Below are 15,855 nucleotides of genomic sequence, written 5' to 3' on the forward strand. Positions count from 1 at the left end.
GTCATTTGCTCATGCTCAAAAGAGGCTCAGGTTTATATTGCCGTGCTGACTCATGCCAGCACTTCCCGTATCAAAAAAATCAGTATCTTACGCTTACCAAGATTGATTTAACGGATTGATTTAACGGATTGATTTATTGCATTTTACTTATCTTCGCCTTTTAAAAACTGACAGGGCAACAAAATAGCCGTTGAAGATTCTGCCGTAATTTCATCCGGCACGGTGATTTCACACTGGGCACGCCCATCCCAGTGCACCTTCAATTTTTCACCTTGGTTCATGCCGCTCAGGTAAGCATGTCCATCATCACTGACAATCCCGATTTCACGTTGCGCAGCATTCACGACTGAAGCACCAAAAGGCGGGAATGAACCGTCAGGCAACCGGATAAACGTCATCGCTTTGATCCCTGACATCACCTGGAATTTACGATAACCAATGGCACCTTCCGTCAATGTTGCCTGTTGGACAGAGCGCAGGGCTTCTACATCATCCGGCAAGTTATCCAAATCAATATTTGCCGTATTGCGGAAGTAGTTGTTCACATCGACCAGCACGGCTTTACCAAAGTAATTGGTATGCACCGCTGAACCGAACGCCCGAATCGGCACATGACTGACACCTTCTGTATCTACCATCAGGCGAGTCGCGCCAGGCATATTGATGCGGTGCAGCGCAGCCCCTTTTGCTGTGACCGTCACGCCACCTTGCAGACCAAGCGCCGCCGCCGTATTGCCCCCCGCCTGATAACTGGCGCTGGCCGTCAGCAAGGTTGTGTCGCCATAATGGGAATAATAACCATCAGCTAATGCCCTGCCAGCGATACTCGTTCCCGCTGAAATGCGATAGTTATTGCGATCATCAATACGGTCAAAATAACCCACCCTATGAGAGTTCCCCTGACGATTAGCCATTCCGTTGTAGCTGAAAGTGCCGCTTTCTCCCCACGGAATGGAAAAATTCAGGTACATGCCATCATCTTTTTTATTGTCAAAATTATTGCGGTAAGCGGATAGATTGACGCTGATATTTTTATAACGCCCAATATCTAAGTACTTGGATAAGGAAATGTTATAGCGATCATTGGTCGGACGATTCCAGTAGGTCTGATGGCTATAGTTAAGGTGGGCGCTCAGACCGATATCTATAAATTGTTTATTGAACATAATGGTATATAGCTCTTTGCCGCCGCCATCGGAAGAAGCATTGCGATAGCGACGACCAATATACTGTCCCATATTCATGAAATCGCGCTCAGAGAAGCGATACCCGGCAAATGTCACTTGGCTATTGTATTGATCAAAACGTTTCGAATAACTGAGGCGATAAGATCCGCCCGTCAGAGTTTGGTTCTCTCCCGGCAGTCTTGCCCTTGATTCGGTCACGTCAAACGACAGAGCACCAAACATCATCAAGTCACGGCCAATCCCCAATGACAAGGCGTTATAGTCCCCAGCCGCCAACAGGCCGCCATACAGTGACCAGCCGTTGTTTATTCCCCAAGAGAATTCACCCAGACCAAACGCGGGTCCTTCACGACGGTGTTTGTCATTCGTCGATTGACCGCCGGCGAATTTGTATTGCACACGTCCGGGACGGGTCAGGTACGGAATCGTCGCGGTATTGACCTGAAATGTCTGGATACCACCGTCTTGCTCTTCGATTCTGACATCCAGTGTTCCTGCCACCGCATCGCTCAGATCCTGAATACTGAATGGGCCAGAGGCGACCTGAGTTTCATACAATACTCTTCCCTGCTGGCTGACCGTCACTTTGGCATTCGTCCGCGCGACCCCCGTGACTTCAGGCGCGTACCCACGCAAATTAGGGGGTAACATATTTTCATCAGTCACCAAACTGACGCCCGTATAGCGGAAGCTATCGAAAATGCTGGAGTTGAGGTAATCTTCGCCCAATGTCAGTTTGGCTTCCAAACGCGGGAGCGCACGATACAGGTAGTAACGGTTCCAATCCCACTCACGATCCCTTCCACCAGAGCGCTCCGACTTATCATCATCGGTTTTGAAACGATGATATCGGGCCTGCCAATCAGCCCGAAAACGCCATGCTCCGGCATTCATCCCTGCTGTCCCGATAGCGCTTATCTGTTGGTTACGGCTGCCGTGAACGGGTTTGGACGTTTGTGCGTTAAGGTTATAGTCAAACAGCAATCCGGGGACCCCATCATCCCAATGAGCAGGCGGGTCCCAGTCTGGCAAATCATATTCCAGATAGATTTTAGGAATGATTAAATACAGCGTGTAAGTCGCCAAATCTCCTCTGGCCGATATGCCCGGCAGCGTATTGAGATCCAGACATTTCCCCTCATTCTGCCAACCCAGTTTTTCTGCCCACTCTGGTTTCAGCGCAATGAGTTTCACTAATTCGGGAGATAGGCAGGCTTCACTACCCTGCGGATCATCAGGGGGGGCAATGAAATCGATGGCATACATTTCCGGGAATTCATTTTTATTCACCCGGACACCCATTATATAGTTACCCGGCATGATATAACCCGCGCGTGCGAACTTATCCAAATCGATATTGGAACGTTCACTGACATCCAGCGCATCGGTATTAAATTCAATTGACGGCTTAGAATAAGCGGCCTGAATACCAGATAATGCCAACAGTATGCAAGCAGAAAGCGGTTTAATTCCGTAGATTAAGTGGTTTATCTTATTAACTAACTTATTTTTATTAACCACTTCACTTTTATTAAATAGGTTTTTTCTGTTACTGTTTATTTTTTTATTACTGGATGAAAAATCATGATCCATAGAATCTGAAAATAAAGCCATAGCATCCTCTAAACAATGAATCGTTAATAATCCAAGTTGAATTTAGCCGCTGTTTGATACTGCCAAGCGTATAGGGGTTTTCATCAAGTACATGGCATCATTAAAATTCATCGCTCTAAATTGAGGGCCCTGACCGATACTGAGGTTGCAGAGGTAGCCACATGTCCTGCTTTTATCCGTAATATGTCACGTTGTCTGTCTATGTTTCATTGGCTTTACCGTACTGCGGGGAATAGAGAAAACAGGTCACCATCGGTATGCCATTAAAATTACTTTAAAATGGCAAAGAACTTTTACTTTCCGAATTCAGCCATTTTCTGAATACAGCCAATAGAGCACACCGTAGATTAAACAAATAAAAAAGGGTATTTCAATTTACCTTTATCGGCATCTTTTCGTTAATAGCACTCACTGTTTACTCAATAACAAGTAATCTTGATTTATATCAATAAAACAGATCGCGTTACGGAGTATCGTAGTACCATACTGCTAACACATAATATGCAAGAAATACCCTGTAAGTGTTATCAGGAAACTCATGATGAAATTGCGCTAGGTTCCCTGATATTCAACAACTAAAAAATACCTGTCAACTCGTTATATTACAGGTAGTTTAAAGTGAAGTTTGCGATAGCGGTGAAAGAACCTGTTTTCACTGTAATATCTTGAGCTTCTGATCCTTGCAGACCTTTCAGGCGGGCAGCAAAATGCAGAGTGTTATTGCCATCGTACACAGACATGCCGTCTGATTCCTGGCCCAGAGGAATATGCTTGTTACCATGATTAGTAATCATGATGCCAGCACCTTCCGCACCTTCAAGAGCCAACAAGCCTTTGACATTACCGTCGGCTTCAGGGCCAGTAAAAGTGGTTGCGATCTTCTCGATAGTCTTCAGCTCACAGTCTTGTAATTCAATCTGGAAAGGCTTAGAAGCGGATTGACCCCCATTTCTCAGGGCAACGCTGCTCACTGCACCCAGATCAACTTCAATGTTGGTGTTTTTGATTGAGCAAGGTGCATTAATGACAGAACCCGTGAATTTAACGGTACCGTTACCTTGAGTAGGTGCTGCATTTGCTGCACCCGCAGTTAAAGCCACACCCAGACCCAAAACCATTGCCAATTTGTTAAGTTTCATAATTTAACTTATGCCTTTAATTGTAAAATAGATACTGATAGCCAAAAGGAAGCCGAAGATCAGAAATTAATTTCTGACACTTAGGCGAATGATTATTTAGTTTTTTGACGCAATTCATTAGTTGTCAAAATGAACCAAACCGCCAATATCATTCAACAGAACAGTTCCTAAGTCAAATTTCAGATGATAAAACTGACTATGTCTCTTAACATCATATTAAATATGAGTTTTTACAAAAAAGTACGCGTTATGAGTAGGATATTTTACTAATAATTTTTTTATTTCAGATTATTCCCCTGAGTTATATCGAACAATGTTTAGTAATTTAGAATCTTAATTGGCGTTGCTTTATCGTTCTATTTTATCTCTTCAAAAATAGAATATACTTAATTATCCCGACATATCTGTAACTTTTAGATTTTATTATCAATTTTATTATTTAAGACAAAACAAACACAACTATATGCGCTCATTCAGTATAATTATCAAACTAATTATTTGGAATCGATATTACTGAAAAACTCAGTTTGAATTTTGTTAAATTCATTACTTTTCATTCATTTTTTAATCGATTTAGTCAGAAATAAAATGACGATTAAATAAAGGACTCAACCCTGTCACCCGAAAAACAGGAAAAATAGAAACACGATTATAAATAAAAAGCCCTTTCCAATATTGGAAAGGGCTTTTAGTTTTAAAATAAAGCGATAAAACTACTTACGTTTTTTTAATTGTCACCTAACAAAATGGATTCAAGCGCAATCTCAATCATGTCATTAAATGTGTTTTGACGCTCTTCCGCTGTGGTTTGTTCACCAGTGCGAATATGGTCAGAGACAGTACAGATAGCCAGTGCTTTTGCGCCAAATTCAGCAGCAACACCGTAAATACCCGCCGCTTCCATTTCAACACCCAGAATGCCGTATTTTTCCATTACGTCGAACATCTGAGGATCTGGCGTATAGAACAGATCAGCAGAGAAAATATTACCAACACGTGTGTTGATATTCTTCGCTTTAGCCGCATCAACCGCATTACGCACCAAATCAAAGTCAGCAATCGCTGCGAAGTCGTGATCTTTAAAACGCAGGCGGTTGACTTTGGAATCGGTACATGCCCCCATGCCAATCACGATATCACGGATTTTAACGTCTTCACTGACCGCACCACAGGAACCGATGCGGATGATTTTTTTAACACCAAATTCCGTGATCAGTTCCTTGGCATAGATAGAGCAAGATGGGATACCCATACCATGGCCCATCACAGAGATGCGGCGGCCTTTATAAGTACCGGTGAAGCCAAGCATACCGCGAACATTGTTAACCTGACGAGCCTCTTCCAAGAAAGTTTCTGCAATGTACTTAGCACGCAGTGGGTCGCCTGGCATCAGAACAACATCAGCAAAATCGCCCATCTCAGCATTAATATGTGGGGTGGCCATAAGTTTATTTCCTTGTTTTTCTTACGTATCAAAATAGATGAACATGTGGAGCCCCATTCAAATGGGTCTCCACAAAAATTAAAACATCGCCTTACCATAATCCATTGGCGTCAGATCGAAGTATTTCGCGACGGTCTGACCAATGTCGGCAAATGTTTCACGATGTCCCAATGAACCGGGGGTCACTTTAGGTCCGTAAACCAGCACCGGAATATGCTCACGGGTATGGTCAGATCCCGCCCAAGTAGGATCACAGCCGTGGTCAGCGGTAAAGATCAGGATGTCATCGTCTTTAACCAATTTCAGCATTTCCGGCAGACGACGGTCAAACAACTCCAGTGCTGCCGCGTAACCCGCAACATCACGACGATGACCATAAGAGGAGTCAAAATCCACAAAGTTGGTAAAGACGATGGTATTGTCTCCTGCCTGCGCCATTTCAATCAGTGAAGCGTCAAACAGGGCATCGATTCCCGTCGCTTTAACCTTTTTAGTAATCCCCACATTCGCGTAGATATCTGCAATCTTGCCGATGGAAACCACTTCACCCTGTTTCTCATCAACCAGTTTTTTCAGCATGGTTGGGGCGGGGGGTTCAACTGCCAGGTCATGACGATTGCCTGTACGCTGGAACTCGCCGACTTTATCTCCCACAAAAGGGCGGGCAATCACGCGGCCAATGTTATATCCGCCAAGCGTCAGTTCTTCACGGGCGATTTCACACAGCTCATACAGACGTTCCAAGCCAAATGTCTCTTCATGGCAGGCAATCTGGAAAACCGAGTCCGCAGAAGTATAGAAAATCGGCTTGCCGGTTTTCATGTGCTCTTCACCCAGTTTATCCAGAATAACCGTACCGGAAGAGTGGCAGTTCCCCAGATAACCGGGCAGATTGGCGCGCTCAACCAGTTTATCCAGCAGTTCTTGTGGAAAACTGTTTTCTTCGTCCCGGAAATAACCCCAGTCAAACAGAACCGGAACACCGGCAATTTCCCAGTGACCTGACGGCGTGTCTTTACCAGAAGAAAGTTCACTCGCATAACCATAGGCGCCAATAATTTCGGCCTCTTTATCCAGACCGACCGGGAAGGTTCCGCAGGATTCTTCTGTCGCCTTACCCAATCCCAGGCGGCTGAGGTTGGGCAGATGCAATGGCCCTTGACGGCCAATATCAGCCTCACCACGGGCACATTGTTCTGCGATATGCCCCAGAGTGTTAGATCCCTTGTCGCCAAATTTTTCAGCATCAGCACTCGCGCCGATACCGAAGGAATCCAGTACCATGATGAATGTACGTTTCATTATTTTCTCCTGTGTCAATTCACGCTATCAATGCGGAAACTGCCAGCTATTAAAATCGATTTTTCAATTCTTGTGTGGTTTATCCACCGATATGACGATAAACCATCGGTGTGGTGGCTTTTGTTTCGGTTCTTTCAACAATCGTATTTTCAACAATCATATTTTCAACAACGACAGCGCTGCGCACGGCTTCTGCGGCTTCATGCCAGGCATTTTCACTACTGGCATGAATCATCGCCAAGGGGGTATCAGCATTTACTTTTGTACCCAGCGCAACGATATCACTCAGCCCCACACGGTAATTTATAGGATCGGTTGCCTTACGGCGGCCCCCGCCCAATGCAACAACCGACATTCCCAACGCCCGGGTATCCATTCTTGCGATGATTCCCTGTTGCCCTGCCAATACCGGCTTACTGAATTCCGCAGTCGGTAGGTAACGGGCATAATTTTCAACAAAATCAGTTGGCCCTTTCTGGGCTGCCACCATGCGGCCAAATATTTCAGCCGCTTTACCGCTGTCCAGCGCCGACTGTAATTTACGACGGGCATCATCACGATCGGTGGCCAAATTCCCCGATACCAGCATTTCAGCCGACAACGCCATAGTGACTTCCAATAATCGGGGATTGCGGTACTTCCCGGTCAGAAATTGAACCGCTTCACGCACTTCCAACGCATTACCGGCACTGGATGCCAGCACTTGATTCATGTCCGTCAATAATGCGGTTGTTTTGCATCCCGCACCGTTGGCTACCTCAACGATGGATTCCGCCAGCCGCTCCGATTGTTCGTAAGTCGGCATCAATGCCCCGGAACCGACTTTTACATCCATGACCAGTGCATCCAATCCTTCGGCTAATTTTTTGCCCAAAATCGACGCGGTAATCAAAGGGATGGAATCAACGGTTGCCGTGATATCCCGCGTGGCATAAAAACGTTTATCCGCCGGTGCCAGTGAACGGGTTTGCCCTATAATAGCGACACCCACATCCCGGATCAGGCTGCGGAAACGATGTTCATCTGGAAAGATGTCAAAACCGGGGATAGATTCTAATTTGTCCAGCGTTCCTCCGGTATGCCCCAAACCCCGTCCTGAGATCATCGGCACATATCCCCCACAGGCCGCCACCATAGGGCCAAGCATCAGGGAAGTGACATCTCCCACACCCCCCGTCGAATGTTTATCGACAACGGGGCCGGGTAAATTCAATTTTTTCCACTCTAAGACCGTACCGGAATCACGCATTGCCAATGTCAGGGCGACACGTTCTTCCATCGTCATATCATGGAAATAGATGGTCATTGCCAGAGCCGCTATCTGCCCTTCAGATACCGTATTATCACGGACTCCATTAATGAAAAAGCGTATCTCTTCCTCATTCAATGGATGACCATCACGTTTTTTGCGAATAATTTCCTGTGCCAGCAATAAAGCTACCTCCCAATCATTATTATCTGAAAAGAATGGCAGTAATACACACTATGCTAATGTGTATTCAATATTAGTGTGTCCAATATTAGCGTGTATCCAATATTAGCGTGTATCCAATATTAGCGTGTATCCAATGAGTCATGATGGCTCAATAACCACTGCTCTGCTGTTGCCCCTGATGCCCCAGTGTCGTCAGCAAACTGCCCAACAAACTGGAGGCACCAAAACGGAAATGACGGGGATCCGCCCATGTGTCTCCCATGATACGTTCAGCCAGTGCCAAATACTGCGCCGCTTCTTCGGCAGTCCGCACACCACCGGCAGGTTTAAAACCAACGGTGTCGCCAACACCCATGTCACGGATCACACTCAGCATAATTTCGGCACTTTCAAGTGTCGCGTTAACGGGCACTTTACCGGTTGAGGTTTTGATAAAATCGGCACCCGCTTTAATGGAAATTTCCGATGCCTTGCGGATCAGATCCGCCTCTTTTAATTCACCGGTTTCAATAATCACTTTCAGCCAGACACCGGATTCCGCACAGGCGGTTTTGCAGGTTTTTACCAGATCAAAACCCACCTGCTCATTACCGGCCATCAATGCGCGATAAGGGAAAACCACATCCACTTCATCCGCCCCATAGGCGATGGCAGCACGGGTTTCGGCCAGTGCAATGCCGATGTCATCATTGCCGTGCGGGAAGTTAGTCACCGTGGCAATGCGAATATCAGGCGTTCCCTGTTCACGCAGTACCTTGCGTGCCACGGGAATAAAACGTGGATAGATACAGATGGCTGCGGTATGTCCGGCAGGGCTGTTAGCCTGACGACAAAGTGCCGTCACTTTTTCATCGGTATCATCATCATTCAGTGTCGTTAAATCCATCAAACTCAGCGCACGCTGAGCGGCGGCGGTTAAATCGGTCATAAAACTCTCCAACGGTATGATTATCGTGACTGAATCAGCTCACTCATTCTTTTGTACGATTATTTTGAACGAAAGGTTATCTTGCGCGATTAACACGTTCGTTTGTTGGCGAGCGGACTTGGTTCCTTGAAGATGTTGCTAAGGTAATAAACACGACGGTAATAAACGACAGCAACAACAGAGTTCCTTCTCTCCGCACTATTATTTTTTGGTTCCAGTATTTTTTGGTTCCAGTATTTTTTGGTTCCAGTATTTTTTGGTTCCAGTAAAAACAAAAGCAGGTGAGATATCCCACCTGCATTCATTTTAATACACGTTGCCCCGCGTCTTACAACGCGATGAAGAATCCGGCAATGGTTGCACTCATCAGGTTAGAGAGGGAACCCGCCAGTACTGCTTTCAAGCCGAAACGGGCAATGTCACCGCGACGGTTTGGCGCCATACCACCCAAGCCACCCAACAGAATAGCCACAGAAGACAAGTTGGCGAATCCACACAGCGCAAAGGAGATAATCGCTTTGGTATGATCAGAAAGCACTTGCAGACCCGCAGCCTGTACCACATCGTCTGCTTTCAGGTATTCACCAAAGTTCATGAATGCCACAAATTCATTGACGACCACCTTCTGACCGATGAAAGAACCTGCGATAGTCGCTTCATGCCACGGAATACCGATCAGATAGGCAATAGGTGCAAAAACCCAGCCCAGAACCAGTTCCATGGATAATTGAGGATAGTCGAACCAACCGCCAACACCACCCAAGATACCATTTAGCAAAGCAATCAATGCGGTGAATGCCAGCAACATTGCGCCGACGTTCAGCGCCAATTGCATACCGGATGCTGCGCCTGATGCCGCTGCATCAATGATATTTGCCGGGCGATCTTCTGCCGAAACCAGTGACATCGCATCAGCGGTATCGTGGGTGGTTTCAGTTTCCGGTACAAGCAGTTTCGCAAACAACAAACCACCCGGAGCCGCCATGAATGACGCCGCGATCAGGTATTCCAACGGAACGCCCATTGATGCGTAACCCGCCAACACAGAACCCGCAACAGAAGCCAAGCCACCACACATGACGGCGAACAACTCAGATTGGGTCATTGTGGCAATATAAGGACGAACCACCAAAGGCGCTTCGGTTTGACCGACGAAAATATTCGCCGTCGCAGACAAAGATTCAGTCCGTGATGTCCCCAACAATTTCTGCAATCCACCCCCCAAGATTTTGATGATAAGCTGCATAACGCCCATGTAATACAGCACTGCAATCAGTGAGGAGAAGAAAACAATTACCGGCAGAACACGCAGGGCAAAAATAAAGCCACCACCACCGAACAGCTCAAACATTTTGTCGGAAACCAGTCCGCCAAAAATAAAATCTGTGCCTTTTTGACCATATCCAATTACGTTGGAAACGCCTCTTGACATTCCTCCCAGAATATCTCTACCAGCGGGTACGTAAAGTACAAATGCCCCAACAGCAACCTGAATCAGGAAGGCGCCCAGGACAGTACGGATTTTAATGGCTCGATAGTTACTGGAGAAGAGTACTGCGATAAGAATCAGCACTACCATCCCGATCAGGCTCATAAGGAGTTGCATTGGAAGAATCCCTGTTCACTTAATGAATAATAAAAAATATGTCAGTTATCCTATAAGTTTCTACTGACATTGTGTGTGAGCCGATTATACCTAGTACCAAAAAGGAACAAGCAACTAACATCACAAATTAATACAGCAAAAAGTAATATAAAAATGCAAAATGAGATCTTCATCACATAAAACCGTCTAGTTTCGGTGGGTTTAGATGATCTTACGGAGAAAAAGGTAAAAAAGAGAATAAATAAGCGAGGAACATAAGTTAAGCATTATTAATGTTTGTCGGATCTCATCATAGGTTTCCTCAGTTGAAAAATCTTTGGCTTAAAGTTAACTCAATGTAAATAGTGCCATACTGTTCTGATAAACTTGACCGGCAATTTCATCTGACGATTCTTGGCGCAATTCACATAAGACAGAAAAAACCTGTGCCACTCTTTCTGGTCGATTAGGTTGTCCCCGGAATCCCGATAATGGCATATCAGGTGCATCAGTTTCCAATACCAGAGATGACAGAGGCAATTGTGAAATGGTATTGCGTGTCTTTTGTGCTCTGTCGTAAGTAATCGTTCCCCCGACACCAATGTAGAACCCCAGACGGATAAATGCCTGAGCCTGAGACAGGCTCCCCGCAAAACCGTGGATCACGCCTGTGCGTGGCAATTTATGCTTCCGTAAGAGGGCTGCCAGTGGGTCATGGCTTTTTCTGGAATGAAGTATCACCGGTAAATCATGCTGCCTGGCTAACGTTAACTGCGTTTCCAACACCGCTTTTTGTCGTTCAAACTGTGGGTCAGGCATATAAAGATCGAGACCTATCTCACCTACCGCCACACATCGGGTACTTTTTTCCTGTAACCGTTGCCCCAACTCATCCAGATGCGCGTTTTGATGTTCACGAATATAAAGGGGATGTAAACCCAGTGCCGCATAGAGTGCCGGATAATTCTCTGCCAACGTGACAACGCGTTGGAAATTCATTTGACTCACGGCAGGAACAACTATTTTTTCGACCCCCATTTGTCTGGCCTGTTCCAGACTGGCTGTTTCATCGCCAGCAAAAGGAGGAAAATCGAAATGACAATGTGTATCAATAAACATCTACTTACCCAAGTTATCCATCATGATCGACTCTGCCAATGGGGCACTGTCAATCATATCAGACACAGGCGTCTCAACTATCACAGGTGTCTCAACTATCGCGCGATTGAGATTATTCAGGGAATGGTTTCGCCGGAAACCATTGTGATTAACCCCATCAGCATTTAAACCACTACGGCACACACCATAGCTCTTACGCTCCGCAAGACCAAACTTTCCTCCCACAAACGTATGCCCGATAGTAGCCAAAAAATACCGTCCACAACGCCTTCCCAGATGATAATCCTGATTTAATGCACTCATTCGGCTTCCCAGTGCCATCGCCGCCAATGGCGCAGGGGGATAAATTTCGAAAATTTGCACATTATCCGGGGGATTTTTGATGAATTCCTGTGTTCGGCGGTAACTCTTGGCATGGAGATTGATCATCTTCACCATCTTTTGCAAGCTACTGGCTTCCAACCAGCGCTCCATTCGTTTGAGCCACAGGGGCGTGTAGTACAACTGTGACGGAACGGTCCGGATCACCACAATCGTATTTGCACCACGACGATAGGCTTCTTGCACCGGTATCGCATCGCTAATGCCACCATCTTGATAAACGACGTCGCCAAGGGTCACGCCATGACGATAAAAACCCGGAATGGCACTGGAGGCTTTTACAATGTTCATCCAATTTTTGTCATCAGGATGCAAATAATCTGCTTTAAAATTATCAGCACGACAGGCACACATATAGAATTCGCGCCCGGCATCAAAGTGACGCATAGCCGTCGAAATATTGAGGGGTAATTGCTCAGAAATGGTGTCAATATACCAATCTAAATCGATCAAATGCCCACCGCGAACAAAGCGAAATGGGTTAAAAAAGGCGGGATTAGTTGTATAACGATTGATTACCCTGCGGGCATAACCCGGTTGACCACAAATATAGGCAGAGAGGTTTTGTGCTCCCGCCGATGTCCCAAGGAACAACTCAAAGGGATTAAAACTAAGACGGAGAAATTCATCCAACACACCGGCGGTAAAAATACCTCGTTGACCACCCCCTTCGCAAACGAGGGCAATCTTTCCTGGTTTAATCTGGGATCGATAAGCTAAAGGTTCTATATTACCCAGCGTTATTGGTATATGTTTCCCCATTTTTTTCCTCCTCTAAAATCAATGCCGACATTGAGGCATAACACATTAGGCTGAATATTTATCAGTATATTGTTACTTGAACAACTCATTTGTAACAATTTCGTTAAAGAAAAAAATAAGGCATCTGCCGATAAATAGATATTAGCCTAGCAAGTTATCCAAATACAGCCAGTGAATAATATCCGGATGAGATAATCTCGCCATTTGATGGGATTTTATTTGAGGAAGAGAAGTAAAAAGAGTGGCTTATTATCCACCACTCTCATTGACAATTTCGGTTATTTTTATATCTTGTTATTTTTTAATGCATTATTTTTTAATGCATCGTTTTTTAGTTATTGCTTTTTAACCTCTTGTTATTTGATCTCTATCGTACTCTTCACTGATTTAACGCCTTTTATTCCATGGACAATTTTAGCTATTTTCGCTGCCTGATGTTTGTTTTTGACAAAACCTGAAAGGTAGACAACGCCTTTTTCCGTTTTCACTGAAATATCACTACTATTTATGCCTTTACTTTCCAGTAGCTTACCTTTCACTTTTGCCGTAATGGCACTATCGTCCAAATAAACATCTGCGTGTTGCAAGGAGTGATCAATTTTCTTCCCTGCGTCTTCTATTGAGTGATCAACTTTTTGCCCTGTACTCTCCAATGTCTTTTCTGGAGAGGTTTTTTCTGAAGAAGTTTCTGCTGCCAGAGCACTACCACTGATCAGTACCGAGCCTAGAACAACGGCCAGTAGTGAATGTGCAAACTTGATATTTTTCATCCTACCACCTTCCTTAATATAAGCCAGAACCGTTACCAGAATAGTATGTCAACTATGGCGGGGTGATAAAATGAGATTTACAAAAAATAACGTATATTTTCAATAAAGCAGAGAATTATTCTGCAACTCAGAAAGATGTTAGAGGATACTAGCTAAATAAGCAGGGCCAACGGGATAGTTGGCCACAAAGGAATATTGCAATATAGATGACAATATTAGTGTTCCCGAGTCTTACGGAAAGCAACATCAGGATAGCGTTCGCTGGTCAGGTTTAAATTAACCATTGTTGGTGCAATGTAAGTTAAGTTATCCCCTCCATCAAGTGCCAGGTTCATCTCATTCTTGCGTTTGAACTCTTCCAGTTTCTTCACATCACTGCACTCAACCCAGCGAGCCGTAGAAACGTTAACCGGTTCATACAACGCTTCAACGTTGTACTCACTCTTCAAACGGGCAACAACAACATCAAACTGGAGCACACCGACCGCACCAACGATCAGATCGTTATTGGTCAGTGGACGGAAGACCTGTACAGCCCCTTCTTCTGATAACTGAACCAGACCTTTCAGTAACTGCTTCTGTTTCAGCGGATCACGCAGACGGATACGACGGAACAATTCCGGGGCAAAGTTAGGAATACCGGTAAATTTCAGCTCTTCGCCTTGGGTAAAGGTATCACCAATCTGGATTGTGCCATGATTGTGCAGACCGATAATATCCCCCGGATAAGCATGTTCAACATGAGAACGATCCCCGGCCATAAACGTCAGGGCATCAGAAATGACAACATCTTTCTTAATGCGGACTTGACGCAGTTTCATGCCCTTTTCATATTGACCAGAAACAACGCGCAAAAATGCCACACGGTCACGGTGTTTAGGGTCCATATTGGCCTGAATTTTGAAGACAAAACCGGTGAATTTTTCTTCACCGGCGATCACTTCACGCGCATCAGTCTGGCGAGGCATTGGCGTCGGTGCCCATTCAACCAGGCCATCCAACATATGATCGACACCAAAATTACCCAATGCAGTACCGAAAAATACGGGCGTCAATTCACCTTGTAAAAAGGCTTCCTGATCAAACTCATGGGATGCGCCTTTAACCAGTTCCAACTCTTCACGCAGTTGGTTCGCCAGATCTTCACCGATTGCCGCATCCAGCTCAGGGTTATCCACCCCTTTGATAGCACGAACTTCCTGAATAGTGTGGCCTTGACCAGATTGATACAGGTAAATTTCATCAAGGTAAAGATGATAGACACCTTTGAAAGATTTACCGCAGCCGATTGGCCACGTAATTGGGCTACAGGCGATGTTCAGCTCATTTTCCACTTCATCCATCAGCTCCATCGGATCACGAATGTCACGGTCGAGCTTGTTCATGAATGTCAGGATCGGCGTATCGCGCAAGCGGGTCACTTCCATCAACTTACGGGTACGATCTTCAACCCCTTTCGCCGCGTCAATCACCATTAAACAGCAGTCAACGGCAGTCAAAGTGCGATAAGTATCTTCAGAGAAGTCTTCGTGCCCTGGGGTATCCAGTAAGTTAACCAAACAGTCACCATAAGGAAACTGCATCACGGAGGTCGTAATGGAAATACCACGCTGTTTTTCCATCTCCATCCAGTCTGATTTAGCGTGTTGGTTGGAGCCTCGGCCTTTTACCGTACCCGCTTTTTGGATCGCCTGTCCGAACAGCAATACTTTTTCGGTAATCGTTGTTTTACCCGCATCCGGGTGGGAAATTATTGCAAATGTTCTTCGCTTGGCTACTTCACTGGCGAAAATTGACTGTTGCATTGTTAATTTTTCCAATTATGTACAAGAGCATGTACAGAAAATAAATTTGCGAAAATTTTACACTGATAGAGTCCCTTTGCAAATTATATCCTGCATGCCTCTGTACGTGACCGTGATCCATCACAACCCCAAACCGCCCACTTTTCACCCACCCCCACCAATATCCCCACAATCCCTCATTTTGAATACAAAACACCCTGAATAATTGCTGATCTTTTAATCCACAATGCGACATTAGCCGTTTTCTATAGGTTACTGTAACTATACGGGCGTTTCTATTAAAGGTTGGTTTAGGGGAAGCACTGAAAGTGGGGGATTATGGGGTTGGCAGTCAAGCTGTAGGAGGAATCGGCGGACCAATCAGTCATGATGCAAATGATGCAA

Annotated in this window: 11 protein-coding genes; all 11 read right to left on the reverse strand. The window is 45.3% G+C overall.

Features of this window, described 5'->3' with window-relative positions; genetic code table 11:
* Nucleotides 1-143 precede the first annotated feature (143 nt).
* The gene (locus Xbed_RS03450) at nt 144-2,801 is read right to left on the reverse strand and encodes an outer membrane usher protein (RefSeq protein WP_244182395.1); all 2,658 of its coding nucleotides are present in this window, start codon (nt 2,799-2,801) and stop codon (nt 144-146) included.
* 602 nt (nt 2,802-3,403) lie between these two features.
* Nucleotides 3,404-3,940 (reverse strand): fimbrial protein, encoded by a 537-nt coding sequence (locus Xbed_RS03455; protein WP_086111550.1) that lies wholly within the window; start codon nt 3,938-3,940, stop codon nt 3,404-3,406.
* Nucleotides 3,941-4,667: 727 nt separating this feature from the next.
* Nucleotides 4,668-5,384, reverse strand: a complete 717-nt coding sequence (deoD, locus tag Xbed_RS03460) for a purine-nucleoside phosphorylase (RefSeq protein WP_086111551.1) — start codon at nt 5,382-5,384, stop codon at nt 4,668-4,670.
* Between the two features lie 78 nt (nt 5,385-5,462).
* Nucleotides 5,463-6,686, reverse strand: a complete 1,224-nt coding sequence (gene deoB / locus Xbed_RS03465) for a phosphopentomutase (protein WP_086111552.1) — start codon at nt 6,684-6,686, stop codon at nt 5,463-5,465.
* A 79-nt stretch (nt 6,687-6,765) separates the two neighbouring features.
* Nucleotides 6,766-8,160 carry a thymidine phosphorylase gene (deoA, locus tag Xbed_RS03470; protein WP_086111553.1) on the reverse strand — a complete coding sequence of 465 codons (1,395 nt, stop codon included), beginning with the start codon at nt 8,158-8,160 and terminating at the stop codon, nt 6,766-6,768.
* Between the two features lie 109 nt (nt 8,161-8,269).
* A complete protein-coding gene (gene deoC / locus Xbed_RS03475; protein ID WP_086111554.1) occupies nt 8,270-9,049 on the reverse strand; it encodes a deoxyribose-phosphate aldolase in 780 nt (259 codons plus the stop codon).
* A gap of 328 nt (nt 9,050-9,377) precedes the next feature.
* A complete protein-coding gene (locus Xbed_RS03480; protein ID WP_208612188.1) occupies nt 9,378-10,643 on the reverse strand; it encodes a NupC/NupG family nucleoside CNT transporter in 1,266 nt (421 codons plus the stop codon).
* 339 nt (nt 10,644-10,982) lie between these two features.
* Nucleotides 10,983-11,753 carry a TatD family hydrolase gene (locus Xbed_RS03485; protein WP_086111556.1) on the reverse strand — a complete coding sequence of 257 codons (771 nt, stop codon included), beginning with the start codon at nt 11,751-11,753 and terminating at the stop codon, nt 10,983-10,985.
* Nucleotides 11,754-12,896 (reverse strand): patatin-like phospholipase family protein, encoded by a 1,143-nt coding sequence (locus tag Xbed_RS03490; protein ID WP_086111557.1) that lies wholly within the window; start codon nt 12,894-12,896, stop codon nt 11,754-11,756.
* Between the two features lie 356 nt (nt 12,897-13,252).
* On the reverse strand, nt 13,253-13,666 hold the full coding sequence (locus Xbed_RS03495) for a BON domain-containing protein (protein WP_086111558.1): 414 nt from the start codon (nt 13,664-13,666) through the stop codon (nt 13,253-13,255).
* 215 nt (nt 13,667-13,881) lie between these two features.
* The gene (gene prfC / locus Xbed_RS03500) at nt 13,882-15,471 is read right to left on the reverse strand and encodes a peptide chain release factor 3 (RefSeq protein ID WP_086111559.1); all 1,590 of its coding nucleotides are present in this window, start codon (nt 15,469-15,471) and stop codon (nt 13,882-13,884) included.
* Between the last annotated feature and the right edge of the window lie 384 nt (nt 15,472-15,855).

Source organism: Xenorhabdus beddingii (assembly GCF_002127545.1).
Lineage (GTDB): Bacteria > Pseudomonadota > Gammaproteobacteria > Enterobacterales > Enterobacteriaceae > Xenorhabdus > Xenorhabdus beddingii.